The organism is Serratia sp. CY84636, from assembly GCF_052166245.1.
GTDB lineage: Bacteria > Pseudomonadota > Gammaproteobacteria > Enterobacterales > Enterobacteriaceae > Serratia > Serratia nevei.
In genome coordinates this window covers 359,753-383,977 of sequence record NZ_JBJNOX010000002.1, presented here as the reverse complement: position 1 = coordinate 383,977, position 24,225 = coordinate 359,753, and the positions used below count along the sequence as shown (strand labels likewise).

Annotated in this window: 25 protein-coding genes; 13 read left to right on the top strand and 12 right to left on the bottom strand. The window is 60.9% G+C overall.

The annotated features are described in order from the left end of the window. Entirely contained in the window at positions 1-393 is a 393-nt protein-coding gene (locus tag ACJ8QI_RS06365; RefSeq protein ID WP_004931522.1) for an ASCH domain-containing protein, read from the bottom strand. A gap of 335 nt (positions 394-728) precedes the next feature. Here ACJ8QI_RS06365 and yniD point away from each other — a divergent pair, with 335 nt between their 5' ends. Further along, a complete protein-coding gene (gene yniD / locus ACJ8QI_RS06360) occupies positions 729-821 on the top strand; it encodes a small membrane protein YniD (RefSeq protein ID WP_016928013.1) in 93 nt (30 codons plus the stop codon). 38 nt (positions 822-859) lie between these two features. Here the strand turns inward: yniD and ACJ8QI_RS06355 are convergent, their stop codons facing one another. Then, positions 860-1,012 (bottom strand): hypothetical protein, encoded by a 153-nt coding sequence (locus ACJ8QI_RS06355; RefSeq protein ID WP_172906239.1) that lies wholly within the window; start codon positions 1,010-1,012, stop codon positions 860-862. Positions 1,013-1,169: 157 nt separating this feature from the next. On the opposite strand from ACJ8QI_RS06355, the gene ACJ8QI_RS06350 reads away from it, so the two are divergent. Then, positions 1,170-1,379 carry a hypothetical protein gene (locus ACJ8QI_RS06350; RefSeq protein WP_004931526.1) on the top strand — a complete coding sequence of 70 codons (210 nt, stop codon included), beginning with the start codon at positions 1,170-1,172 and terminating at the stop codon, positions 1,377-1,379. A gap of 146 nt (positions 1,380-1,525) precedes the next feature. On the opposite strand, the gene ACJ8QI_RS06345 is transcribed toward ACJ8QI_RS06350, so the two are convergent. Next, on the bottom strand, positions 1,526-2,944 hold the full coding sequence (locus ACJ8QI_RS06345) for a serralysin family metalloprotease (RefSeq protein WP_197785447.1): 1,419 nt from the start codon (positions 2,942-2,944) through the stop codon (positions 1,526-1,528). 332 nt (positions 2,945-3,276) lie between these two features. Beyond that, positions 3,277-4,620 carry a 2-hydroxycarboxylate transporter family protein gene (locus ACJ8QI_RS06340; RefSeq protein WP_038877686.1) on the bottom strand — a complete coding sequence of 448 codons (1,344 nt, stop codon included), beginning with the start codon at positions 4,618-4,620 and terminating at the stop codon, positions 3,277-3,279. Positions 4,621-5,052: 432 nt separating this feature from the next. On the opposite strand from ACJ8QI_RS06340, the gene pckA reads away from it, so the two are divergent. Beyond that, positions 5,053-6,672, top strand: a complete 1,620-nt coding sequence (pckA, locus tag ACJ8QI_RS06335) for a phosphoenolpyruvate carboxykinase (ATP) (protein WP_087763523.1) — start codon at positions 5,053-5,055, stop codon at positions 6,670-6,672. A 46-nt stretch (positions 6,673-6,718) separates the two neighbouring features. On the opposite strand, the gene ACJ8QI_RS06330 is transcribed toward pckA, so the two are convergent. Then, positions 6,719-7,363 carry a TetR/AcrR family transcriptional regulator gene (locus ACJ8QI_RS06330; protein WP_442532237.1) on the bottom strand — a complete coding sequence of 215 codons (645 nt, stop codon included), beginning with the start codon at positions 7,361-7,363 and terminating at the stop codon, positions 6,719-6,721. 93 nt (positions 7,364-7,456) lie between these two features. Between ACJ8QI_RS06330 and ACJ8QI_RS06325 the strand changes: the two genes are divergently transcribed. The 5 genes from ACJ8QI_RS06325 (at position 7,457) to ACJ8QI_RS06305 (ending at position 12,887) form a co-directional block, all read left to right on the top strand. Next, positions 7,457-8,155: a DAPG hydrolase family protein gene (locus ACJ8QI_RS06325; protein ID WP_049196250.1), complete on the top strand. Its 699-nt coding sequence runs from the start codon at positions 7,457-7,459 to the stop codon at positions 8,153-8,155. Between the two features lie 83 nt (positions 8,156-8,238). Further along, positions 8,239-8,625, top strand: coding sequence for a GFA family protein (locus ACJ8QI_RS06320; RefSeq protein WP_084826349.1), 387 nt, complete (start codon positions 8,239-8,241; stop codon positions 8,623-8,625). Positions 8,626-8,715: 90 nt separating this feature from the next. Next, positions 8,716-10,020 carry an MFS transporter gene (locus tag ACJ8QI_RS06315; protein ID WP_442532235.1) on the top strand — a complete coding sequence of 435 codons (1,305 nt, stop codon included), beginning with the start codon at positions 8,716-8,718 and terminating at the stop codon, positions 10,018-10,020. A 168-nt stretch (positions 10,021-10,188) separates the two neighbouring features. Next, the gene (locus tag ACJ8QI_RS06310) at positions 10,189-11,448 is read left to right on the top strand and encodes an MFS transporter (protein WP_069100098.1); all 1,260 of its coding nucleotides are present in this window, start codon (positions 10,189-10,191) and stop codon (positions 11,446-11,448) included. Further along, positions 11,445-12,887, top strand: a complete 1,443-nt coding sequence (locus ACJ8QI_RS06305; protein WP_442532234.1) for a glycoside hydrolase family 32 protein — start codon at positions 11,445-11,447, stop codon at positions 12,885-12,887. Before ACJ8QI_RS06310 ends, ACJ8QI_RS06305 begins: the two co-directional genes overlap by 4 nt. Before the next feature lie 41 nt (positions 12,888-12,928). On the opposite strand, the gene ACJ8QI_RS06300 is transcribed toward ACJ8QI_RS06305, so the two are convergent. The 3 genes from ACJ8QI_RS06300 to ACJ8QI_RS06290 form a co-directional block, all read right to left on the bottom strand. Then, positions 12,929-13,930 (bottom strand): LacI family DNA-binding transcriptional regulator, encoded by a 1,002-nt coding sequence (locus ACJ8QI_RS06300; protein WP_442532233.1) that lies wholly within the window; start codon positions 13,928-13,930, stop codon positions 12,929-12,931. Between the two features lie 72 nt (positions 13,931-14,002). After that, positions 14,003-14,566, bottom strand: a complete 564-nt coding sequence (locus tag ACJ8QI_RS06295; protein WP_442532232.1) for a HutD/Ves family protein — start codon at positions 14,564-14,566, stop codon at positions 14,003-14,005. Beyond that, positions 14,566-15,936, bottom strand: coding sequence for a formimidoylglutamate deiminase (locus tag ACJ8QI_RS06290; RefSeq protein ID WP_442532231.1), 1,371 nt, complete (start codon positions 15,934-15,936; stop codon positions 14,566-14,568). The genes ACJ8QI_RS06295 and ACJ8QI_RS06290 overlap by 1 nt, the downstream gene beginning before the upstream one ends. A 180-nt stretch (positions 15,937-16,116) precedes the next feature. Here ACJ8QI_RS06290 and hutC point away from each other — a divergent pair, with 180 nt between their 5' ends. The 4 genes from hutC to ACJ8QI_RS06270 all read left to right on the top strand — a co-directional run bounded on the left by hutC (position 16,117) and on the right by ACJ8QI_RS06270 (position 20,834). Continuing rightward, positions 16,117-16,872: a histidine utilization repressor gene (gene hutC / locus ACJ8QI_RS06285; RefSeq protein WP_033646346.1), complete on the top strand. Its 756-nt coding sequence runs from the start codon at positions 16,117-16,119 to the stop codon at positions 16,870-16,872. Between the two features lie 157 nt (positions 16,873-17,029). After that, the gene (hutI, locus tag ACJ8QI_RS06280; RefSeq protein ID WP_038877714.1) at positions 17,030-18,253 is read left to right on the top strand and encodes an imidazolonepropionase; all 1,224 of its coding nucleotides are present in this window, start codon (positions 17,030-17,032) and stop codon (positions 18,251-18,253) included. Beyond that, a complete protein-coding gene (gene hutG / locus ACJ8QI_RS06275) occupies positions 18,250-19,053 on the top strand; it encodes an N-formylglutamate deformylase (protein WP_442532230.1) in 804 nt (267 codons plus the stop codon). The genes hutI and hutG overlap by 4 nt, the downstream gene beginning before the upstream one ends. 245 nt (positions 19,054-19,298) lie before the next feature. Beyond that, entirely contained in the window at positions 19,299-20,834 is a 1,536-nt protein-coding gene (locus ACJ8QI_RS06270) for a serine hydrolase domain-containing protein (protein ID WP_442532229.1), read from the top strand. Between the two features lie 3 nt (positions 20,835-20,837). Here ACJ8QI_RS06270 and ACJ8QI_RS06265 read toward each other — a convergent pair whose 3' ends face one another. Both ACJ8QI_RS06265 and ACJ8QI_RS06260 read right to left on the bottom strand, forming a co-directional pair. Further along, the gene (locus ACJ8QI_RS06265) at positions 20,838-21,368 is read right to left on the bottom strand and encodes a chorismate mutase (protein ID WP_060419302.1); all 531 of its coding nucleotides are present in this window, start codon (positions 21,366-21,368) and stop codon (positions 20,838-20,840) included. A 114-nt stretch (positions 21,369-21,482) separates the two neighbouring features. Next, on the bottom strand, positions 21,483-21,977 hold the full coding sequence (locus tag ACJ8QI_RS06260) for an anti-virulence regulator CigR family protein (RefSeq protein ID WP_087763533.1): 495 nt from the start codon (positions 21,975-21,977) through the stop codon (positions 21,483-21,485). Positions 21,978-22,418: 441 nt separating this feature from the next. Between ACJ8QI_RS06260 and ACJ8QI_RS06255 the strand changes: the two genes are divergently transcribed. Beyond that, on the top strand, positions 22,419-22,598 hold the full coding sequence (locus tag ACJ8QI_RS06255) for a hypothetical protein (protein WP_025160261.1): 180 nt from the start codon (positions 22,419-22,421) through the stop codon (positions 22,596-22,598). 54 nt (positions 22,599-22,652) lie between these two features. On the opposite strand, the gene ACJ8QI_RS06250 is transcribed toward ACJ8QI_RS06255, so the two are convergent. Together ACJ8QI_RS06250 and ACJ8QI_RS06245 are read right to left on the bottom strand one after the other, a co-directional pair. After that, positions 22,653-23,534, bottom strand: a complete 882-nt coding sequence (locus tag ACJ8QI_RS06250) for a nucleoside-specific channel-forming protein Tsx (protein ID WP_070914894.1) — start codon at positions 23,532-23,534, stop codon at positions 22,653-22,655. A gap of 373 nt (positions 23,535-23,907) precedes the next feature. Next, positions 23,908-24,180 carry a hypothetical protein gene (locus ACJ8QI_RS06245; protein ID WP_049272745.1) on the bottom strand — a complete coding sequence of 91 codons (273 nt, stop codon included), beginning with the start codon at positions 24,178-24,180 and terminating at the stop codon, positions 23,908-23,910. Between the last annotated feature and the right edge of the window lie 45 nt (positions 24,181-24,225).

Genomic DNA, 24,225 nt, shown 5'->3' with positions numbered 1-24,225 from the left:
TTAGAACTTGTCGACGACTTTGAAATTCATCAGCACCAGCGTCATGTCCGGCGAGAACAGATCGTACTCTTCGAAGAAACGCTGCAGCTCTTTGCGCCAATGCGCCAGCGAACGATCGCCCTCGCCTTCGGCAAAGGCGTGCGCTTCATCGACCTGATCGTAAGTTTTCATTTCCACCGCGGTCAGTTCAACCGCGCAGACCGGTTCACCTTTGCCATCCACCACCAGGAACAGATCGCCGGCCTGCGGGATCCCTTCGCCGTCCAGGTTGGAACAGGTGGCCGTTTTGGTGCCATTGAGGATCAATTGCACCACTTCATCGGCCTGCTGCTCGGTATCGCCGAACGCCCAGCGCTCAAGGTGCTCGTATTTCTGTGGAATTGCCGTCGCCATGATTATACCTTTTGGAAAAATGCATCAATGCAGACAGGATAGTACAACGTATTGCCGGCCGTCTGCATCCGTCGCGAGCGCGACTGCGCGTTCCGCCACCGCCGCCTTTACGAGTTTTTACCGTTCTTCGCTGTGCCTGTCGCGCTGCCGGGCGCATACTGTGGACATTATTCACCCAATGGCAACCGCCAGGCGGCAACATGCGGCAAGACGACATCGATGCTGACGATACCTTCAGCGATTTACTCAACGGCGTCGCCCTGGTGACGCTTTTCCTCATCACCCTCGTCGGCGGGTGGTACTTCAGTTAAGGAGGCAACGTGGCAACAAAACGCATGGGCAACAAACTCAGTAAAATGGTCGTGGTGCTGCTGCTGATCTGCCTGGCGTTGCTGCTGTTGCGTTGGGCGGCGATCGCCTTCGGTTAATCTCGCGAACCGGCGCCGGTCAAGCGCCGGCGTCGTGCTCACCGCCGCCCTGGCGCGGTCGGCTCCAGCAACTCCTGCAAATAGGCCAGACGCGCTTCCCCTTGTGGCAACCAGAGGCGACACAGCCAATGTTGCGTTTCACCCGTGCGGCTGAGGCGGTAGTACTCCGCCAAGGTTTCGACCCAGTTCATGATGTTTTCTCCTGCTTTTCGACACCGTCAGTATTGAGCGTAAAAACCAGAAGAAATACTGATGGCTTGTTTTTTATGCTTCCTGTTTTGGGTGGCCGGTAGCGAAGCCGCAATTCAGCTGCTACATTGGGCAAAAATCAACCAGCCGAGGTAGGCCATGACGTTCTCGGAACAGGAGATTAAACCCGTATGGGATGAGGTCGCACGCCTGATCGGCGACGGCGTGATGCAGCTGCGCCATCGTGGCGAAGCGCTGTCGGTGGAAACGCTGGAAAAACATCTGGCGCGGCAGCTGGCGGACAGCAACGATATCGAACGGCGCATCCTGCTCGGCGCCGCCATCAACATGTTGAAAGGCGGAAAATGAATCGCCAACCGAAAAGGTTGGCGATCCGACAGAAGCCCGAGGTATGCAAGCCCGGCCTTCTGCGCGCTACTATGTCACGCTAATATGACGGAATTAATAGGAATTGTCGGGTTTTTACCCAAAACGCCCTATTTTTGTTGCCAGCATTACGCCAACACGAAATCGCTGGCATCCAGCGGCTGCCCCACCACTTTCACCAGGAAATCGCTGGCGTCAAAAGCGCCGCCCAGGTTGATCGCCACGTCGCTGACGTGACTTTGCGCGTCATAGCTCAACATCGCTTCACCCGCCTTGCCGCTGAACTGATCGACGAAGCGAATGCCGTCCGCGCTGCCGGTGTTGAACAGCGTCAGATCGATCTTGTCTTCACCGCGCACGAAGTCGCGGATCCAATCCGGTGCCGCCGCCGTCGATTCATCCGCCGCGAAATAGACGAAGGTGTCCTTGCCGGCGCCGCCCCACAGCTGATCCGCCCCTTTGCCGCCATACAGCACATCATCGCCCGCGCCGCCCTTGAGCACGTTGTCGGCGGCGTTGCCCACCAGCACATCGTTGCCCGATCCGCCGATGGCATTTTCAATCGTTACGCCTGCGGCGATGGACACGTTGCCTTTCAGGCCGCCAACGTCCGAGAACGCTTTTTCATTCAGGTTGATGCGCTGATTCTGGCCAAAGCCGGAGAAGTCGAAGGTGTCGTTACCGCCGGCATCCCAGGCGGTGAAAATAATCTTGTCCTGCGCGCCGGTAGCGGTGAGGAAGTCGCGATCGGTATTGGAATTGAAGCCGTAGATCGTATCGCCGGTGCGGGTGTTCATGTTGGCGCCGTAGAAATGCTGGATCGCCGTAATGTCGTTGAGCAGCGGCCCGGAAGAGTACGCGCCTTTAAAGTCCTGCCCGGTGTTGCTTTCGCTGAAATAGCTCATCACGCTGTGGGCGCGGCTGTCCTCGAAATAGGTTGCGTCCTTGCCGTAGGTGATGCTGACGCCCGGCGCGGCGTTATAGTCGCCCGGATGCTGCAGCCCCAGCGCATGGCCGATTTCATGGGTGAAGGTCTGGCGACCGTACTCGTTCTCATGGATCTGGTTGTTGACGAAGGTGTGGTTCTTGGCGTTATACCAGGTTTGCCCGGCAACCGAAGGCGAGGTATCCGGGTTATACGCAAAGGCATAGGAGCCGCGCGAGCTGTAGTCGAACAGGCCGAATTTGATGTTGGCGGCGGCGGTGTTGCTGGTTTCGGTAAAGGTGACGTTGGCCACGTCGGACCATGACTGCAACGACAGTTTGGCCTGCTCGCGCTGTTCGGCGTTAAAGCTGCTGAAGCCGCTGATGCCCATGCTCGGCATGTTGCTCGGCGCCTTTTCCCAGAAGCTGAAGGTCAGGGAGACCGGCGTGTCAGTCACGCCCTTGTCGTGCCAACTGCGATCGCCGCGCACCAGCTCCAGGCCGGCGTTTTCGAACGTTTTCGACGGATGAAGCACGGTAATGGTGTCGTCTTCATCGGGTTTATAAGCGCCCAGCAGGGCTAATACGCCTTCGGCCTTAACGGAAGCATTGCTTGATGACATAACCTTATCTCCATATTCGTCAATTCAATCGGGGGGATGCCCCAACTGGCGGATTGCCTGAACGGCAGCGGCCCGGTGTTGAATCAATACGGGGATATCGGTAATGCGGTGGCGCCTTCCCTCGGCACTCTGAATGAGAACGATAATCCCTTAAGAGAAAAGAATAGACACATTTTCGCCGAGTACAGAATTTTCTTAGATAAAGTACGACTATGCATTTGCGCCATACGAATGATTTTCAAGGTAATCATCAGCATTATCACGATAAGCGGAAGAAACGCATAAAAAAACCGGGGCAATCCAACCCCGGCTATCCATAAGAAATTCTGGACTCAGACTAACCAACCGAGCAGCAGCGTCGCCCCGATGACCGTGGAAGCGCCGCCGATGCGCGTGGCGATTTGGGCGAACGGCATTAGCCCCATGCGGTTCGACGCCGACAGGATCGCCACGTCACCGGTGCCGCCCAGGCCGCTGTGGCAACAGGTGACGATCGCCGCTTCCACCGGGAACATCTTCAGGTAAGGCGCAATCAGGAAACTGACCAGCCCCATCGACAGCACCACCGAGCCGCAGACCACCACATAACCGACCGAGAACACTGCCACCACGCTTTCCAGCGGCACGTACAGCATGCCCAGACCGATCATCAGCGGCCACACCAGCGCCGTGGAGACGAACTTGTAGAAACTGTGCGCGCCGGTTTCCATCGAGGCCGGGATCACCCGGCAGTACTTGCACAACACCGCGAACAGGATCATCAGCACCGGGCCGGGAATATGCACGATGTGTTCGAACAGGCCACCGACGATAAAGAAGGCGCAGATCACCAGCAGACCGCCGCCCATCAGTTGGAAATCGACGTTGCCGCTTTGCTCCTTGATGGCGAACATCGCGTTCTCCTGCGCCGAGCGGATCAGCATGCCGTCGCCGCTCAGTGCCTTGCGCTGCATGCCGATGCGAGCCAGCACCCCGGCGGTCACGATGGCGAAGATATTGCCCAGCACCGCCGCCGGCGCCAGCTGCGCGACGTAGACGTCCGGCGTCGCTCCCAGGATCGCCGAATAGGCCAGCGACAGCGGTAAAATCCCCTCGCCGATGCCGCCGCCGATGATCGGCACGATGATGAAGAAGAAGGTGTGATAGAAGGTAAAACCGAACAGCTTGCCCACCAGCAGCCCGGTGATCACCGCCGTCACCGTACCGACCACCAAGGGCACGAACATGCGAATCATCCCCTGGATCAGGATCACCCGATTCATGCCGAGAATGCTGCCGACCACCAGACTGGCGATGACGAAATACAGCAGGTTGGCGTCTTTCATCAGCAAATGGACGGTGCCCATGACGTTAGGCTGGAAGACATTGAAATAGACCAGCACCGACGGCACCATCAAACACAGAATGGCCGGCCCGCCGATATCGCGCAGCACGGGAATGCTTTTTCCCAACTGCGCCAGCGCAAAGCCCAGCGTCATTATCACCGCCAGGCCGCCGATCATATTCTTCGGCAGGAAGTTGGCATAGGCGGAAATCGCCACGATCGCGCAAATCGTGATAAACAGCGCGATCGGTACCGCACCGATATCTATTTGACGAAGTTGATTAATTAATCCTGAGGATTCGGACGATGCCGTATTTTTATCACAGGCCAGTTCTGCATTTATCTGTTTCATTATTCACCCTGCTGACAAGCGTACAGTACGGTTAGATTCACCTGGCGCAACGGTCTTGCCATAGCCAAGCAAAAACAAATGATTACGAAAAATCCTATTGTGGATTTCGTTTTTTCTAATAAAAAATAAAACAGTAGACAGTTCTGACGATATGATAAAAAATAAAAATGCAAAACTAAATTACGCCGGCGGAATTCAATATTGTGACCCTCCGCCAAGGTTAGTTTTAATTAATTATCGTCAGCATTTTGTAATTAAAGTAATCGAGTTTAAATTCGCTGCTATGCTATAGGAGGGCGAAAAAGCCCCCTGCTTTATTAATAAAGAACCGGAAACGCATTAGCTGAATCCGGTCAGCTTGATCCGAACCTTAATCCTGCGCGCGGCACCGCACGGGAAAGAGGCATAATATGACTCATAAGGAAGTAGAATATGTCTTCACGCGCTGTTACCCCACAAACCCTCGCTCGCTACGGCATTCATCAGGCCGCCGACGTCGTCTATAACCCCAGCTATGAATTACTGTTCGCCGAAGAGACCCGCGCCGACCTGCCGCCGCTGGAACGCGGCACCCTCACCCAGCTGGGCGCGGTCAACGTCGCGACCGGTGAATTCACCGGCCGTTCGCCGAAGGACAAATACATCGTGCGCGACGACACCACGCGCGATACCGTCTGGTGGTCGGACAACGGCACCGGCAAGAACGACAACCAGCCGCTCTCCCCGGAAGTCTGGCAGCATCTGAAAACGCTGGTGGGCAACCAGCTCTCCGGCAAGCGTCTGTTCGTGGTGGACGCGTTCTGCGGCGCCAACGCCGACACGCGCCTGAAAGTGCGTTTCATCACCGAGGTGGCCTGGCAGGCGCACTTCGTGAAAAACATGTTTATTCGCCCGAGCGACGCCGAACTGGCAGACTTCGAGCCGGACTTCGTGGTGATGAACGGCGCCAAATGCACCAACCCGGACTGGCAGCAGCAAGGGCTGCATTCGGAGAACTTCGTCGCCTTCAACCTGACGGAACGCATGCAGCTGATCGGCGGCACCTGGTACGGCGGCGAGATGAAGAAAGGCCTGTTCTCGATCATGAACTACCTGCTGCCGCTGAAGGGCATCGCCTCGATGCACTGCTCGGCCAACGTCGGCGAACAAGGCGACGTGGCGGTGTTCTTCGGCCTGTCCGGCACCGGCAAAACCACCCTCTCCACCGATCCGAAGCGCCAGCTGATCGGCGATGACGAGCACGGCTGGGACGACGACGGCGTGTTCAACTTCGAAGGCGGCTGCTACGCCAAGACCATCAAGCTGTCGCCGCAGGCGGAGCCGGAAATCTATCAGGCGATCCGCCGCGATGCGCTGCTGGAAAACGTCACCGTGCTGGCCGACGGCAGCATCGACTTCGACGACGCCAGCAAAACCGAGAACACCCGCGTCTCCTATCCGATTTATCACATCGAGAACATCGTCAAACCGGTGTCCAAAGCCGGCCATGCGCGCAAGATCATCTTCCTGACCGCCGACGCCTTCGGCGTACTGCCGCCGGTATCGCGCCTGACGCCTGAGCAGACCCAGTACCACTTCCTGTCCGGCTTCACCGCCAAGCTGGCCGGCACCGAGCGCGGCATCACCGCGCCGACGCCGACCTTCTCCGCCTGCTTCGGCGCCGCGTTCCTGACGCTGCACCCAACGCAGTATGCCGAAGTGCTGGTGAAACGCATGGAGGCCGCCGGCGCCCAGGCTTACCTGGTCAACACCGGCTGGAACGGCAGCGGCAAACGTATCTCGATCAAAGATACGCGCGGCATCATCGACGCCATTCTAAATGGCGACATTGAGCAGGCCGAGACATTCACGCTGCCGATCTTCGGGCTGGCAGTGCCGACCGCGCTGCCGGGCGTCGATCCGTCGATTCTCGATCCGCGCAAAACCTATGCAGACGAATCGCTGTGGCAGGAGAAGGCGCAGGATCTGGCGCAGCGCTTTATCGATAACTTCGCCAAATATACCGTCACCCCGGCGGGCGAAAAACTGGTGAACGCCGGGCCTAAACGGTAACGGCATTCCCCCGCTCAAGGGCCGATTCGTCGGCCCTTTTTTGTTTTCACTCCTCTTCCAGCAAACCCGGCATCACCAGCGCCACCGCCGCCGCGATGCGCTCGTCGATCGCGCTGCACGGCGGCAACAGCCCCAGCGTCATCTGCCGCAGCGGTTCGGCGATGGTCATCGCCAACAGCAGGTCGCTGGTTTGCGCCCAGTCGTGCTCACGCAGCCATCCGCACTGCTGCTGGCGCTGCAGCCAGTCCGCCACCGTCGCACGGCCGCGCTGAATACCGTTGCGCTGGTAGCTGTCCAGCAGCCCCTCGCGCCCCGGAAATTCGCTTTGCAGCAGCCGGAACATGCCCACCGCTTCCGCACTCAGCACTTGCTGCGCGATGGCCTGCAGCCCTTTTTCCAACAGCGGCGCAACCGCCGCCCGCTGCCCGGCATCCTGGGCGAAGGCCGGCTGAAACGCCTCGGTCCAACCGCTTACCGCCTGCGCCACCAGTTCGTCGCGGTTGGCGGCAAAGCGATACAGGGTTTTTTTAGCCACCCCGGCGCGTTTCGCCACCGCATCCATCGTCGCCGCGGCATAGCCACCGTCGATCAGCAGTGCCAACGTCGCCTGAACCAGCGCCGCGCGCAGCGCCGTTTCCGGCGTGGCCGGCCGGCCGCGAGCACGCAGCGGTTCTTCATTCGGGTTTGCCATATTTATTCCTCATAAGCGTTGACAGACTCAGCATAGCGGCATAGCCTTATTTTGGAAACGCAATTCGTTTCCAAAATAAAAAAGGAACCCATTATGACACATCCTTCCCTGCTGGCGCCGTGGGGCGTTAACGATATCAACGAGTTGCTCAGGCCCGAACCGCTGCGGCTGGAGATGGGACTGAGCCGCAGCGCCGACGGCCTGCTGACCGTCGCGGTTCGCACCGACCTGCACGGCTGCAAAGGGCGCATGCTGGACTGGTGGTTCACCTTCTTCGAAACGACTCAGCATATCAACTGGTGGCACCCGCACGATCACGTCGAACACCGCGGCTGGGATCGCCACTGGAAAAAGGGGGAAAGCTACGTCGGCGCCAGCATCGAAGCGGTCGAGTGGTTGGCGGAGCTGCCGCCGGTCGCGGCGCGCCTCAAGTTTCACGCCGCCGAGGACTTCTTCTCGCCGCAGCCGCTGCGCCAGGCGCGCGACGCGCAGGCGCTCTCCGCCGCCGTTTGCGCGCGCATCGGCTTCGGTGACCAGGTGGCGCTGGATGACAACGGCGATCCCTGCGACGGCGAGATGCTGCACCTGGTGCGCGACACGCCCTATGGCTGCGTGCTGCGCAGCCGCTTCCTGCTGGGCAAAGCCTGCGCCAACGCCCACGACGAGCTGCCGGACGACATCGGCTTTAACCTGATGCGCCACTGCTACAACGAGTTCAGCTATCTGGCGCAGTTCCTGCCGTCGCTGTACTACGCCGAAAACGGCCGCGAACCGGCGCCGTTGCTCTGGTAATGCGTCAGCGGGGACCTGTTAATTTTTCGCGATGCCGCTATAGTGATTTTCATCGCCATTCCCGCGTTTATGACGGAGAACTCATGGAAAACCCCAGCTATAGCGGCGGCTGCCTGTGCGGGCATATTCGCTTTCAGGCACGCGGCCTGCCTGGCAATCCGCACAGCTGTTCCTGCGATTTTTGCCGCCGCCACTCCGGCGCGCCGACGCTCTGTTGGGTCGAATTTCCGCGTCAGGCCATCGAGTGGAACGGCCCGGGTGGCATGCCGGCCCTATACCGTTCTTCACCCTATTCCAGCCGCGCCTTTTGCCCACGCTGCGGCAGCACGCTGGGGGCGATCGACGACGAGCCGACGGTGGCACTGGCCACCGGCAGCTTCGATCGGGCCGATCTGCCGGAGCTGCGCCCGACCTCACATGCGTTCGCCGATGTTTGCCCCGAATGGTGGCGTATCGACGGCATGCGCTGAACGCCTCACAGTTCCCGCTAAAATCAATTGATTGTTTTGTCGTATAAATTTAGAACTGACGAACAATAATTCAAAAGTATGGAAACGGGGATGAATCAACAGACTCTCGACGCACGCCGCTCGCGTCAGGCGTTGCTGGCCGGCTCGGTCGGCAACTTTATCGAATGGTACGAGTTCGGGGTGTACGGGTTCCTGGCCACCGTTATCGCCGCCAATTTTTTCACGCTGCAGGGTGAAAACGAAATCACCAGCCTGATCCTCACCTACGCCGCCTTCGCGCTGGCGTTTTTCTGTCGGCCGATCGGCGCGGTGATCTTCGGCCGCATCGGCGATCGCATCGGCCGTCGCCCGACGCTGATTGCGGTTCTGCTGTTGATGACGCTGGCCACCGCGCTGATCGGCGTCATGCCGACCTATGCCTCGATCGGCGTCGCCGCCCCGCTGCTGCTGACGCTGCTGCGCATGTTTCAGGGGCTGTTCGCCGGCGGCGAATTCGGCGGCGCCGTGTCGCTGATGACCGAGTTCGCCCCGAAGGGCAAGCGTGGGCTGTTCGGCGCCTGGCAGTCGCTGACCGTCGCGCTCGGCCTGCTGGCCGGCGCTGGGCTGGTGGCGCTGCTGGCCGCGCTGCTCAGCGTGCAGCAGCTGCATGACTGGGGCTGGCGCATTCCCTTCCTGCTGGCGCTGCCGATGGGCGCCGTGGCGCTGTGGCTACGGCTCAAGCTCGAGGAAACGCCCACGTTCACCCAGGCGCAGCAACATGCGGAGCACGCCGCCGCGCCGCCGGAAGCGAAGCTGGGCGGCGTGGTGAAAACCATTCTGATCGGCATCGGCCGCATGATGGGCTGGTCGGCCGCCGGCTATACCTTCCTGGTGGTGATGCCTTCCTATTTGCAAACTTCATTGCACGCCACCTTCCAGCAGGCGCTGGTGGCGACGGTGCTGGCCAACGTCGGCTTCGCCCTGACCATTCTGCCGGCGGGCATCATCAGCGACAAACTGGGGCGTAAAACGGTGATGCTGACGGCAGTGGCGGTGGTGATCCTGTTCACCTTCCCGCTGCTGCACCTGTTGCAGGATGCGCAGAGTTCACTGTGGGCCAAAGGGCTGGCGGTCATGATCGCCGGTGCCGTGGTCGGCCTGCTGGCCGGCCCCGGCCCGGCGATGCTGGCGGAGATGTTCCCGACCCGGGTGCGCTATACCGGCTTGGGGCTGGCTTACTCGCTGTCCAATGCGGTGTTTTCCGGCTCGGCCGGGCTGATTATCACCGGCCTCATCAAACAGACCGGTAATATCGACATTCCCGCCTACTACGTGGTCGCCACCTCGGTGGTCAGCCTGTTTGCGCTGATGACGCTGCGCCGCGACGACCATCTGCGCTCGCTGAACGAACGTTAATCCTCCGGGGGCATATCGCCCCCTTGCCAACTCGTGACCTCGATCACAACGCCAAAATGTTAACGTTAACTTTTGTGATTAACATCGCACGCGTGATATCTGCTGGCTTCATCCCCTTGCGAGTTAACGTTAACAATAGAGCTAACTTCACTCACCGGGGCCCTACCCATGAACCGCGAAACTAAAAAATATTACGTGCTGCTCAGCGGCCTGCTGTTCTTCTTTTTCTTCACCTGGTCTTCCAGCTTTTCGCTGATCTCACTGTGGCTGAATCAGAAGATCGGCCTGAAAGGCGCCGAGACCGGCCTGATCTTCTCCGCTATCTCGTTGGTGGCGCTGTGCGCACAGCCACTGTACGGGTTTATTCAGGACAAACTTGGGCTGCGCAAGCACCTGCTGCAGTTTCTCGGCGTGATGCTGCTGCTGACCGGCCCGTTCTTTATCTACGTTTACGCCCCGCTGCTGGCCAGCAGCCTGCCGCTCGGCGCGCTGGTCGGCGGGGTATTTATCGGCGCCACCTTCTTCGCCGGCATCGGCGCGCTGGAATCTTATACCGAGCGAGTCAGCCGCATCAGCGGTTTCGAATTCGGCCGCGCCCGCATGTGGGGATCGCTCGGCTGGGCCAGCGCCACCTTTTTGGCCGGTTTTATCTTCAATATCGATCCGAACATCAATTTCTGGCTGGCCTCCGCCGCCGCCGTGGTATTCCTGTTGCTGCTCAGCCAGGTGCGCGAGCTGAAGCCGAACGCCATGGCCGGCCTGGCGTTCGGCAAACCGGAAAATCTGCGGCTGCAGGATGCGCTGGCGCTGCTGCGTATGCCGGGCTTCTGGGCGCTGGTGGTGTTTGTGCTCGGTATCAGCGTGTACAACGTTTTCGATCAGCAATTTTCGGTCTACTTCGCCTCGCAGTTCGCTTCTCGCGAACAGGGCAACGAGATGTACGGCTTCCTCAACTCGCTGCAGGTCTTCCTCGAAGCCGGCGGCATGTTCCTGGCGCCGCTGCTGGTGAACCGCATCGGCGCCAAACAGGGGCTGCTGCTGGCCGGTGGCGTGATGGCGCTGCGCATGTTCGGCTCAGGCTTGGTCAGCGGCGCATTGATGATCTCCGCCATGAAACTGCTGCACGCCGTAGAGTTGCCGATCCTGCTGATCGCTATCTTCAAATACATCGCCAGCCGCTTCGACAGTCGCCTCTCCTCAACGCTTTACCTGGTGGGCTTTCAGTTCATCACCCAGGTGATGGCCAGCTTCCTGTCGCCGCTGGCGGGCTACGGTTATGACCGCATCGGCTTTGCCGACACCTATCTGCTGATGGGGTGCGCGGTCGCCGCCACGACGCTTGTCTCCTGTTTCCTGCTGCGCGGCGAACGTTCCCCCAGCGCAGCCCCCTTTCAATCCGCCATTAAATCAAGTGAGTCTGTCCAATGAACACTGCCTTAGCTCAAGCCGACCATGCGGTCGAAGCCCTGCGCGCAGAGCGCCGAGACGAATACTACCCGCAGTTCCATCTCGCGCCGCCCGCCGGCTGGATCAACGATCCCAACGGCCTGATCTGTATTGACGGCGTCTATCATGCCTTCTTCCAGCATCACCCCTATAGCGAGCACTGGGGCCCCATGCACTGGGGGCACGCGACCAGCCGCGATCTGATCCGCTGGCAGCACCAGCCCATCGCCCTGGCACCCGATGCGCCCTATGACAAAGACGGTTGCTTTTCCGGCTGCGCCGTGGATGACAACGGCGTGCTGACGCTGATTTACACCGGCCACGTGTGGCTGGGCGAGCCCGGCGACGACAGCCAGGTGCGGGAAGTGCAATGTCTCGCCACCAGCGAAGACGGCATACGCTTCGTCAAGCACGGGCCGGTGCTGGCCGCGCCGGACGGCATTCAGCATTTCCGCGATCCGAAAGTCTGGCGCGAGAACGGCGAATGGTGGCTGGTGGTCGGTGCCAAAGAAAACGGCCTGGGCCAGGTGCGCCTGTACCGTTCTACAGACCTGCGCGCCTGGCGCTTCGATCGGGTGCTGGCCGGCGCGCAGGCGGCGCATCAAGGGTATATGTGGGAATGCCCGGATTTCTTCCCGCTGGGGGAACAACACCTGTTGTTGTTCTCGCCGCAGGGGCTGGCAGCACAGGGCTACCGCTACCGCAATCGCTTCCAGAGCGGCTATCTGCTCGGCCACTGGCGGCCGGACAGCGACTTTAGGGTGACCCAACCCTTCTGCGAGCTGGATGCCGGCCACGATTTCTATGCGCCGCAGACCTTCACCGCCGCCGACGGCCGTCGGCTGCTGTTTGCCTGGATGGATATGTGGGAATCCCCAATGCCCAGCAAAGCGCACCGTTGGGCCGGCGCCCTCACCCTGCCGCGTGAGCTGACGCTGGCCGCCGACGGCAGCGTCCGCATGAACCCGGCGCGTGAACTGACGGCGCTGCGCCGAGAATCGCACACCTTTTTGGCACAGACGCTGACCAATCAGCATCTGCCGCTGACGGACGACGTGCAGGAACTCACCCTGACGTTGAAACCGGCCGACAACGACGCCGAGCGCTACGGGCTGGCCATCGGGAGTGCGGCGCGGCTGTTCGTCGACAATCAGGCGCACCGGCTGGTGCTGGAACGTTTTCATGAAAACCCCGCCCTGTGCACCTGCCGCAGCGTGCCGCTGCCAGAAGGTGACAGCCTGTCGCTACGGATCTTCATTGACCGCTCATCGCTGGAGATCTTCGTCAATCAGGGGCAGGCCTGCCTGACCAGCCGAATTTATCCGACGGAGGGCGATCGCCGCCTCAGCCTGTTCGCCGAAGGCGGCCGGGCACAGTTTGAGCCCATCACGGGATGGCAGTTGGCAAACCTCTGGGGATAATGGGAATGAGCACCGGGCGCGCAGCGACGCACCCGGTGCGCTTACAGCGAACCACGCTCCAACAGCGGGCAAGGCACTTTCAACGTCTCACGCTGCTCCCGCTGCTCAATCACATGCAGCGCCGCAAGGCGGCCCAGCTCGTAATGCGGCAGCTGCACCGTCGTCAATGCCGGCAGGAACAGCTCGCCGGTGCCGACCATATTGTCGTAACCCAGCACCGCTACCTGTTGCGGTATCCGCCATCCTTGCGCCAGCAATACCTGATACACCAGAAAGGCTATCCGATCGTTCCCGCACACCACGACATCGCAATCGCGCCTTCCTGCAGAGAAATGTCGCTCCAACAGCGCGACGCAGTCGCGATAGCTTTGGTCGCCGCCGCTCAGATCGAGATGATACTGCCGCAGCTGTTCAACATCGCGCCCCGCTTCGCGCCAGGCGCGTTCCAGACCGCGGCGGCGCAGGCCCGCCGCCAGCGTATCCGCCGGTAAATGAATGCACAGTGGCGCGCGATAGCCTTTGGCGATCAGCGCGCGCGTGGCGTCATACTGCCCTTGCTCGTCATCAGGAATGTAGCTGGCGATCGAATGCGCCGGGCTGACGCAGTTGGCCAGCACCAGCTTTTTGTCCAACAGTTTGGCCGGCAATGTCACCTCGCGCAGCCCCATCGTGGTGAAGATCACCCCATCCGGACGATGCGCCAGCAGCAGATCGACGGTCTGTTCGGCGTTGTCGTCGGCAAACAGGTTGACGACGAAGCTGTTCCAGCCTCGCTCGCGCGCGGTTTTCTCAATCGACAGGATCATTTCCACCGAGAACGGCGTCGTGGCGGTGTCCAGCGCCAGCACGCCGAGCGTCTGCACGCGATTTCCGTCACCGCGAATACGCCGCGCCGACAGATCCGGCACGTAGTCCAACTGGTCGATAGCCTGTTTGACGCGGCGGTAGGTTTCCGGCCGCAGCTTGCCGGGTTCATTGATGGCGCGGGACACCGTCATCAGCGAGACTCCGGCAAGTTTTGCGACGTCTTTCAGCGAAGCCATGCGCCCTTCTTTATGATGATTAATGGGAAAAAGTGAATAATCCCATAACCGGGCGCAGGACTCTACTCTGCGTTAGCAGGCTGTGATGTTCGCCCACAGGAGAGCGCCGTCGGCCGTCAGCGGCGCCACTTCACCGCCCGCCGTCTGCCCCGCCCACCAGACGCCCTCGCGCACCCGCAGTTCGCCGCCCCCCGGCAGCGACCAGACCCCGCTCAGCACATACAGCACGCCCGCCTGGTGGGATGGCAGGGTGACGGGTGCCGTGCTGCGCCGCACCTCGGCCGCCTGTCGGCCACGGCGCGTCATGATGTTGAAATCCTGACTGGCGCCGCCCAGCAGCGTCGCTTCCAGCGCCACGTCGCCGGAGAACGCGAACGGTTCCCCGACGCGAGCCAATTGATGGTCGATATGCCCGGCGCTGAACAGCCGCACGCCGTCGCCTTCCAGCAAAGTGATCGAGCGGTCGATGCCCGTAAAGGCGGAAAACGGCCCGTCCTGCGCGATGGTAGCGATGCTGGCGCGCCAGTCAAAATCCTGCGCGCCCGGTGGCCAGCTGACGATTTCACGGGTTTCCCCACCGCCGTTGCGCCACGGGCTGACCGCCAGCGCGGCGAAGCTAAAACGGGTCAGGCTCATTACGCCTCCTGCTGAAAGGTTTTCAACACCTGCAGGAACTCGGCGCTGCTCTGCTGCTGCAGCGCGTGCCGCCCCTGCTCGATCACCTGCCGGCCGCCGACGAACACGTCGCGAATTTGCTCTTTGCCGCCGGCGAACAGCCAGCGGTTGAGGATCGAGGCGTCCGGTGCCGCCGCCAGATACGGATCGTCGCCGCCCAGCACCAGCCAGTCGGCGCGATAGCCGCTCTGCAACCGGCCGATCGGCGCGCCGCACGCCTGCGCACCGCCCTGCAGCGCCTGCAGGTACAGCACATCGCCCACCGCCGACTGTTCCTGCGTCGTCAGACGGTTGCGGCGCTGATCGCGCAGCCGCTGGCCGTATTCGAACCAGCGCAGCTCTTCCACCACGTTGAGCGAAACGTGGCTGTCGGAACCGATGCCCCAGCGCCCCTGCTGCTGCAGGTAAGCGTCGCCGGGGAAAATGCCGTCGCCGAGGTTGGCTTCGGTGGTCAGGCACAGGCCGGCCACCGCGCGGCTACGCGCCAGCGCTTCCAGCTCATCTCGATCCAGATGGGTGGCATGCACCAGACACCAGCGCTGATCGACCGGCAGATGGTCATACAGCCAGGCCACCGGGCGCTGCCCGCTCCACGCCAGGCAGTCGTTCACCTCTTTTTGTTGCTCGGCGATATGAATATGCACCGGCAAAGTGCGATCCGACGCGGCCAAAATCTGCTGCATCTGGCCCAGCTCCACCGCTCGCAGCGAATGGAAGCACAGCCCCTGATTCTGCAACGGACGATCCGCCAGCTGGCGGGCAATCACCTGCTGCTGGTGCAGATAGCTTTCGGTATCCTGGATAAAACGTTTCTGCCCCGGCTGCGCCGGCTGCGCGCCGAAACCGGCGTAGCTGTACAGCACCGGTAGCATCGTCATGCCGATGCCGGCCTGATGCGCGGCCTCGCTGAGGCGGCCGGTCATTTCACCGCGATCGGCGTAAGGCTTACCGTCGGCGTCGTGATGCAGGTAGTGGAATTCGGCCACCTGGGTGTATCCGCCCTTGAGCATTTCGATATACAGTTGACGGGCGACCACCTCCACCTGCTCCGGGGTCAGGCGCTGCACCAGGCGGTACATCAGATCGCGCCAGGTCCAGAAGCTGTCCTGCGGGTTGCCCGCCACTTCCGCCAGCCCGGCCATCGCGCGCTGGAAAGCGTGGGAGTGCAGGTTCGGCATGCCCGGCACCGCATCGCCGTGCAGCCGGATGCAGCCTTGCGGTTCAGCGTCGGCGGTAACTTGAGTCAGATAACCTTGCGCATCGACGTCCAGCCGGACGTTATGCGCCCAGCCCTCAGGGAGCAAAGCGCGTGGGGCAAAATAAGCAGGCATGGCAGTATTCCACTGTTGGTGTAACGGCGAATGAGGCGCGGCGATGGCGCGCATTCAGGAATTTTTGGCGGTCGCCGGCAAGTTTCTGGCGCGACGGCCACTAGTTGTATATACATATACATACGCCGACATCAACAGTAAACTGGTGTTATTATTTTTTTATTTGACGAGGTTAACGTCGTGGCTGAACAACAGACCGTGTTACAACTGGCGGCTGCAATGAGCGATGCCCCCGCCCCGATCTACCAACGGGTCAAACAGGCGATCGTGAATCAAATCCGTGCGGGGCATTGGCAACCGCACCAGCGCGTGCCCTCCGAAAGTGAACTGGTGGCGGAACTGGGCGTCAGCCGCATGACCATCAACCGCGCGCTGCGCGAGCTGACCAGCGAAGGTTTTTTGATTCGCATGCAGGGCGTCGGCACCTTCGTCGCCGAAGCCAAAGCGCATACCGCGCTGCTGGAAGTGCACAACATCGCCGATGAGATCGCCGCGCGCGGCCATCGCCACAGCAGCAAGATCCTCGAGCTGAAGGCCCGAGCGGCCAGCGAAGAAGAAGCGACGGCGCTGGGCATTCAACCCGGCCAACGGCTGTTCTACTCGCAGATCGTGCATTACGAAAACGATGTGCCGGTGCAGGTGGAAGACCGCTGCGTCAACCCGCTGGTGGCGCCGGATTACCTGAAGCAGGATTTCGACCGCGTCACGCCTTACACCTATCTGACGCAGGCCGCGCCGCTGACCGCCGGCGAACACATCGTCGAAGCGGTGATCCCCACCCGGCGCGAGCGCGAGCTGCTGCAGCTGGAAGACCACGAACCCGGCCTGCTGATTCATCGCCGCACCTGGTCCGGCAAAACCGTGGTGACCTCGGCCCGGCTGCTGTACCCCGGCAGCCGTTATCAACTGTTCGGCCGCTTCACCAGCGAAGTCTGATTCCCGGCGGGCGCGCCCTGCGCCCGCATCTCCGCTGTCGATCACATCCTGATAACAAAATCTCTCCCGCCTCTTGTGACATCCCGGTGAATGCGTTAGGTTGTTTTTAATTGTATATACAACCATGTGGGAGCTGCGGCTCCGGCGGAGGAAAGCAATGACGTCTGAGATTCACTGTGACAGCCTGTGGCACGGCGCCGATATCGTCACCATGCGCGACGGCAACTATCACACCCTGACCGACGGCGCGATCGCCGTACGCGACGGCAAGATCGTCTGGATTGGCGAACATGCGGCGCTGCCGCCCGGCCTGATCGCGGACGAAACGGTGAAATTCGACGGCGGCATCATCACCCCCGGCTTTGTTGACTGCCACACGCACCTGGTGTTCGGCGGCAACCGCAGCGGCGAGTTCGAACAGCGGCTGAACGGCGTGAGCTACGCCGACATTGCCGCGCAGGGCGGCGGCATCATTTCCACCGTGAAAGCCACCCGCGAGGCCGACGAGGCGCTGCTGCTGGAGCAGGCGCTGTTCCGCCTGCGGCCGCTGCTGGCGGAAGGCGTCACCTGCGTGGAGATCAAATCCGGTTACGGCCTCAGCCCGGAGAGCGAACTGAAGATGCTGCGGGTGGCGCGCAAGTTGGGCGAGCTGCTGCCGGTCGAGGTGAAAACCACCTGTCTGGCGGCCCATGCGCTGCCGCCGGAATACGCCAACCGCGCCGACGACTACATCAATCTGGTCTGCGATACCATCATTCCGCAGGCGGCCGCCGCCGGGCTGGCGGATGCGGTTGACGCCTTCTGCGAACATCTGGCGTTCTCACCGGCGCAGGTGGAGCGAGTCTTTGCCGCCGCCGAGGCCGCCGGGCTGCCGGTCAAGCTGCACGCCGAGCAGCTCTCCGCCCTCGGCGGCAGCACGCTGGCGGCACGCCATCACGCGCTCTCCGCCGACCATCTCGAATACGCTACCGAACAAGATGCCCGCGCCATGGGCGATGCCGGCACCGTGGCGGTGCTGCTACCCGGCGCCTATTACCTGCTGCGCGAAACCCAGTGCCCGCCGGTAGAGCTGTTCCGCAAGCACCACGTGGCGATGGCGATCGCCAGCGACGCCAACCCCGGCACCTCGCCGGCGCTGTCGCTGCGCCTGATGATCAACATGGCCTGCACGCTGTTTCGCCTGACGCCGGAAGAAGCGCTGGCGGGCGTTACCACCCACGCCGCCAAAGCGCTGGGGCTGCAACACAGCCACGGCACGCTGGAAACCGGCAAGGTGGCGGACTTCGTTCACTGGCCGCTGTCGCGGCCGGCGGAACTGGCTTATTGGTTGGGCGGCCAGCTGCCCTGTACGGTGATTTTCCGAGGAGAAGTACGTCAATGACCATTCGCGATCCTTTTAGCTTCCAGAGCGGCAGCCTGCCGCTGCTGATCAGCATCCCACACGCCGGCACGCAACTGACGCCGGCGGTCGAGGTCGGGCTGACCGACGACGCCCGCCCGCTACCCGATACCGACTGGCACATTCCGCAGTTGTACGACTTCGCCCGGGCGATGGGCGCCAGCGTGCTGGTCGGCAACTATTCGCGCTTCGTCATCGATCTGAACCGCCCGGCGGACGACAAGCCGCTGTACACCACCGCCACCACCGGCCTGTATCCCGACGTGCTGTTCGACGGCCGTCCAAGCTTCCTGCCGGGCAAAGCGCCGACGGACGCAGAACGCGCCGGTTATCTGCAGCAGATTTGGCAACCTTATCATCAGCAGCTGCAGGACGAACTGGCACGCCTCAAGGCGCGGCACGGCTATGCGTTGCTGTTCGACGCACACTCCATCGCCTCGGTGATCCCGCGGCTGTTCGACGGCCAGCTGCCGGATCTCAACCTCGGCACCAACGGCGGAGAAAGCTGCGCCCAGGCGCTGAGCGATCGGCTGGTCGCCTGCTGCGAGCAACAACAGCAGTACACCCACGTGCTGAACGGCCGCTTCAAGGGCGGTTACATCACCCGCGCCTACGGGCAGCCGCAGCAGCAACAGCATGCGATCCAGCTCGAACTGGCGCAGGTGAACTACATGTCCGAACAGTATCCTTACGCGTTCGAACCGCAGCGCGCCGCCTCACTGCAGCGCCTGCTCAAGCAGATGATTGAAGGCCTGCTGGACGGTGCCGCCAAACTCAACTGATCCCCCTGCAGGCGCCGCCGGGCGCCTGTTTCTCCCCCTGCCTTTTAACCGCAACGTCAACCGCAATCTGCGCGCTATATCAAAGTTTCGCGTGATTCCCCACTGACTGGTCTAAACAGCGCACAAAACAGCGGCCGACGAAAAACGCACTGCGCCACAATCAGCCGAAAAGCCCGCGCTCATCGTCAGCGCCGGGCGGCGTGTGGCCGAGCTGGCCCGTTTCGAACCATCACTCTGGAGGCCCTATGTCTGTAACACCGTTAAACTGGCGCGCTGCCGGCGCCCTCGCCGAACAATTGCTGGCCGGCTGGCAACGGCGTGGCGAACCCGGCGGCGCCATCACCCTGTTTGACGCCGAAAAACTCCGCGCCACCGCCTGCGCCGGCCTGGCCGATCTGGCGCAGAATACCCCCTTCACCGTCGACAGCGTGGTGCGCTACGCCTCCGTGACCAAACATATCTTCGCCGCGCTGGCGCTGAACGCCACCGGCCGCGCCATTCGGCTCGATCAGCGCCTGGGCGAACTGCTGCCCGCCCTGCAGCCTGCGCTGGCGGACGTCACCGTCGGCCAGGCGCTGGACATGACCGGCGGCCTGCCCGACGTGCGCGAAACGCTCGGCTTGCTCGGCATCTCGCTGCACGCCGTCAGCGAGGCGCAGCCGGTCATGCAGTTTGTCGAAGGGCTGGAAAAGTTGAACTACGAAGCCGGCAGCGAAATCGCCTACAGCAATACCGGCTATCGGCTGCTGGAGGCCGCGCTGCGTAGCAAAGGGTATGATTTCGACCAACTGGTGCAACAGCACATCGCCCGGCCGCTGCAGGTGCAGATGCAAGCACCGGAAAGCTGGTTCGACGTGGTGCCGGGGTTGGTGCCGGGTTACTGGCGGGCGCCGCAGGGCTGGCAACACGCCAGCGCCGGCCTGCACCTTTCCGCCTCCGGTAGCCTGACCGGCAGCCTCCACGCCCTCACTCGCTGGCTGCAAACGCTGCTGGCCGACGAGGGCCCCGGCCAGGGCGTGCTGGCGCAACTCGGCGCACCGCGCCGCCTCAATCAGGGCCAGCTCAGCGCCTATGGCCTGGGGCTGGCGCAGACGCCGCTGGGCCGCCGCCGCTTGCTCGGCCACGGCGGTTCCCACGCCGGTTACAAAACCTACTTCCTGCTGGCGCCCGATCGCCAGGTCGGCGTCGCGCTGGTGGCCAACCGCGAAGACTGCGACAGTTTCGGTATGGCTTTGCAGGTGATGGCGGCGCTGCTGGGCGAACCTTTGCCGCAGCGCAGCACGGCGATCCCCGACGGCCTTTACGCCACGCTGGCCGAGCCGCACTGGCTGGAGGTTAAAGACGGCAACCTGGCCTATCTGGGCAGCGGTGAACCGCTGTATCAGGGCGAGGACGGGTACGCGGTGTCGCTGTCCGCCCATATGCCAATCAAATTGAAGTGGACCGGCGAAGCGGTCGAGGGCGAAGTCGGGCATGTGGCGCGCCGTTTTCTGCCGGTCACGGCCAACGGCGACTGCCTGAAGCATGTGCAGGGGCTGTGGTATCACCCGCACTATCGCACCGCCTTTGAAATTCGTGGCGATCGGGTGCATATCGGCGTCGGCCCGGCGGCGCAGAGCGGTACGCTCAGCCCGCTCGGCCAGGGCCGCATGCTGGTGGAGTGCCAGGACGGCCCGTGGTTAAAACGCTTTTGCCTCTATTTCCGCGGTTACAACGTGGATCTCATCGCCAACCGCAGCCGAATGCTGACCTTCCGCCGCAGCACCGTCGGCCGCGACTGACGCTCAGCCTGCGCTGCCGGTTTTGACCGCCAGCAGCGCATCCGCCAGCCGCCGTTTGTCGGCGGCGCTGAGGTTCACCTGATCCACGGACGCCATAAACGCCGCCCGATCCGCCTCGCCAAGCGGGCCGGCACGCAGCCGCTCCGCCAGCCGTTGCAATATCTGGCTGCTCAACCGCGCAATCTGCGGGCGCACCTGCGCCAACGGGCGCGGCTGCCAACCGGTTTCCGGGCTCGCCAGCCAGTCGGCGCGATAGCGATACTGAATCGCCTTGGCGGCGTCCATCTGCGCGGCGATAAAAGGCCGCACCGACGCGGGCTCAAGCCCCAAACGCCCCGCCTCCGCCTGCGCGCTGGCCAACACCTTCGCCTCCTGCGCCAGGTCTTCGATCGGCAAATGCTGCTGGGCCTTGTAACCGGCAACGTCCTTCATCAACGACAGCCGTTGGTTCACCAGCTCCCCGAGAGCGGCGGCGCCGTCCGCCAACGCCGGAAAACTGGTCAAACAACAGGCTATCAATAACGCCCTGAACATGGCACCTCCCTTATGATGCGGTGAAAACGTAAGGCCTAAAGTTCACCACGTCCGCCCCGCGCTGGCAAATAAAAAGGCCCCGCCGCAGCGAGGCCCGATAACGCTCGACAGGCGTTAGTCGAACACGCCGTTGATGACGGAGGCCACAATCGCGGTGCTGAGTGCGACCAGCACCAGATCGTCGCCGGCGATACGCCACTCATACCCCGGGTACTGCGGCAGCTCACGCAGCATAGAGCGCGGCACCATTTTTTTTGCGATGCCCGGCGGCAGCGGTTTACCGCGCGCCAGATTCTTGGCGATGCCCGGCGGCAACGAACGGTAGCCGGTCAGGCCATAGTTGTGCGCCAGCGAACGGGCGCGATCGCGCGAGAGGTTGACGGTGATCAGATTGTCGTCGTTGCGATAAACGCCGTTATCATAATGGTCTTTATTGCCTTTGTTACCGTGATTGCCGTTATTGCCATGGTTACCGTTATTGCCGCTGTTGCCATGGCCATTACCGTTGCCGTTACCATTGCCGCCCTTATCGGCCAGAGCCGGAGCGGATGACAACCCCAGCGACGCAATCAGCGCCAACACCGTGAGGGTCGTACGACGTTTGTTCATGTTGTGTATTCCTGCGTGGGTGACTCTCTTGACTATAGCGGGCCTTTCCCGGACGAAGTATAAGGAAAACTCCGAGATGATGACGCGCGAGACGGCAGACGCGCCAAAATCTTGTTTTAACGCAAAACGCCTCGAAAATGCCGATACTTACCTCAGATTTTTCTTGAAGAAAAATAAGCCTTACGCTAGCGTGGGAAGGTAACAAAAAAGAGTTAGCGTGCTCTTTTTCGTCGCACCTCAAATCTTATTCTTATCATCCATAATGATAATAGCGAACACTTCCCGCCTCTCCGTGCGGGATTCTTTTTCCCGCCGCCGTCGCCCCAATCTGGTGCTTTATGTTGAGATTTAGTTGCCGATAATTTACATTCGCTGTCTGAGAAACCTCAACCTCCCGCGGTGGCCAGGCTGGCAACGGGTGGGCGTTCAGGAGCAAAAGACGTGCAAATGACCCTCATGGAATACATCACTCGACACTTTAACGGCGATCTTCATCGTTACGCGCAGTCGGAAGGCGTCAGCCGTGAACAAATCATTAGTTGGATAAATAATGAATGTCACGTGATCAAAGGCAGGCTGTTTATGCCGGTGAAGCATCTCCCGGTCGAACAAGCCCAGTGATGACGAAAAAAAACCCCGCCAGGCGGGGTTTTCTGTTTCTGATAACACGGAAAATCAGAAGTTATAGCCGACCACGAGGTAATAACCCCAACCGGTAGACTTGATCGGGCCCTGCGGGGTGCCGATATCCGCGCCATCCTGCCACTGGCCGCCGTTATGGAAATAACGCGCCACGAAAGAATAGTGCCAGTGATCGTAGTTCAGCGCCAAAATATGGCTGGAGGCGATCGAGTTGCCGGTGCGTACCTGTTTGCCGGTGCCGTCAACCCAATGGCTGTCCTTGCCCAGATCGGAACCGAAGTCGAAGTTGGTGAAGCCGATGTAGCTCAGGTTGCCGCCCCACACCTGGGTCAGCGGCACGAAGTATTTCACCTTGAAGCGGTAACCGTCCCAGCTGTTCTCGTTGGCAGCCTGGTAGTTTTCCCACTGGTATTTGGCATAGATGTTCATCGACAGGCTCATCGGCAGGCCGGTGTCGATATCGGTGCCCAGACCCATGTACCAGGTGTTTTGACGGCCGTCGGCGTTGTGGCCCAGATCATAGATGTAGTTGTTGGCGAAGTACCACTCTTTGAACGGCCCGAAGCTCAGATCGGTGCCGGTCAGCTTGTCGATGGAGAAGCGCGGTTCAATCTCCATAAACATTGGGGAGCCTTTGTCCCAGATGCCGCGGTCCGGGGTGTTGCCCACGCCGAAGAACTTCGGCACGTCAACGTAACCGTAGAAATCGAACCAGTCTTTCTTGGCGAAGGCTTCGTATTCGAGATACACGTCGTTATTCAGCTGCGGTCCGAAGCGGGTGTGGTAGCTGCCCACCACGTTGACGCTCTGGTGCCACCAGTCGGAGACATATTGACTGTCTTTGCTATCAGCCATTGATGATGCACTGTAAGACGCTGCGAGCAGTACACCTGCTGCGAGAGCTATTTTTTTCATTTTATTACCACATGCTTAAAGGGCCATTTCCTGCCCGTTTAGAAAAGATGACAATGAGTCTGCCGACACCTGGCGTTGTCTTCACACAGAAACTCGGATGACGCGCGCATTATAGAAACCACTGACTGTAAGAATCTGTGATCCAGTTACGCATTTCGCGAATAGGTAATCGATTGCGTTCACATTTGTCAAATTATGTTTCATGCAAATTCACATTCGCTGTGATTTTAGTCATGCACATCGATTTTTAGCGCAGTTTTTGAGCCAACTGTCATCAGGGCGTCACCTGCCCATTATCGCGACGTGGAAAAGAAAAAGCCGACGCATGAACGCCGGCCTTCATCAAAATCAACAGAAAATACGCAAAGCGAAATCAGTTCACCGCCGGCACCGCCTTGGCGATGTTTTCCTGGCGGAACGCCACCTCCTCGCCGTTTTTCACCTCCCAGCTGGCGACCGGTATGTCGGTCTTGGGCGCCGCCGCAACGACGGAACCGTAAATCAGCTTGTCGTCGCGGCGCAAAATATAAACGTCGAGCTGATATTCATGCCGCAGATTCGCCGTGGTCAGGCGCACGGTATCGCCGCGTTCATAGTGATGCGCGTCGATTTCGGGTTGTTGAATAAATTGAATGTCGCTTCTCATCGTCGTCGTTCCTTCAGGCAACATGGCTAGTTAAATTCTAGTTCA